General features: G+C 54.4%; 1 tRNA gene and 2 rRNA genes. All 3 read right to left on the bottom strand.

Annotated features, from left to right (window positions below):
• Window positions 1-8: 8 nt before the first annotated feature.
• Window positions 9-85: transfer RNA gene (locus ACRQ1B_RS29150), tRNA-Met, on the bottom strand.
• A gap of 399 nt (window positions 86-484) precedes the next feature.
• A 5S ribosomal RNA gene (gene rrf / locus ACRQ1B_RS29155) occupies window positions 485-599 on the bottom strand.
• A 112-nt stretch (window positions 600-711) separates the two neighbouring features.
• A 23S ribosomal RNA gene (locus tag ACRQ1B_RS29160) occupies window positions 712-839 on the bottom strand; the annotation flags it as partial.

Below are 839 nucleotides of genomic sequence, written 5' to 3' on the forward strand. Positions count from 1 at the left end.
ATTTGTTTTGGTTGCGGGGGCAGGATTTGAACCTGCGGCCTTCAGGTTATGAGCCTGACGAGCTACCGGGCTGCTCCACCCCGCGTCACCAAGTGTCGGGCGTTTTGGGCCCGGAAGCAATTGTGTCCTCGTTTCAGGTTATGAGCCTGATGAGGTGAGGCCGATAGCAATCGATTGAATATCGATTGCCGGCCGAACGGGCTGCTCCACCCCGTAAGCGCAAAGCCTTTGGCTTTGTCGCGGTAGCGTCACAGCTTTGCTGTGATGCTTTCTGCCGGAGCAACTTGGCGAAGCCGAGTTGTCTCCTGTAAGGGACGCACCATTGGCGTTTCCCAGACATTCATTTTGTTCTGCAAACGACGAAGGGTCGCTTTGGGCGACCCTTTGGAATTGGCCAGGGGCCGTCGTTTTCGTGTCTGAGAAGATTGTTTTCCTCGCCGCGACAAATCCTTTTGATTTGCGCTTTGGGCATTGCCTTTAAAAGACCTGGCAGCGACCTACTCTCCCGCGTCTTAAGACGGAGTACCATTGGCGCTGGGGCGTTTCACGGCCGTGTTCGGAATGGGAACGGGTGCGGCCGCCCCGCCATGACCACCAGGTCATTTAAGGGCAATGTGAAGAGAAGCTGGCAGGCTTTCGCCTGTTTTTATTTGAACACGTCTGATGCTTCATTGCCCGCTGTTGCGGGCAGATGAGCATTGATCAATGAGAACGATTAAGCCAATCGGGCTATTAGTAAGGCTAAGCTTCATGCATTGCTGCACTTCCACACGCCTCCTATCAACGTGGTCGTCTTCCACGGCCCTGATAGGGAATACTCGTTTTCAGGTTGGTTTCCC

The organism is Endobacterium panacihumi, assembly GCF_050847465.1.
Lineage (GTDB): Bacteria > Pseudomonadota > Alphaproteobacteria > Rhizobiales > Rhizobiaceae > Neorhizobium > Neorhizobium panacihumi.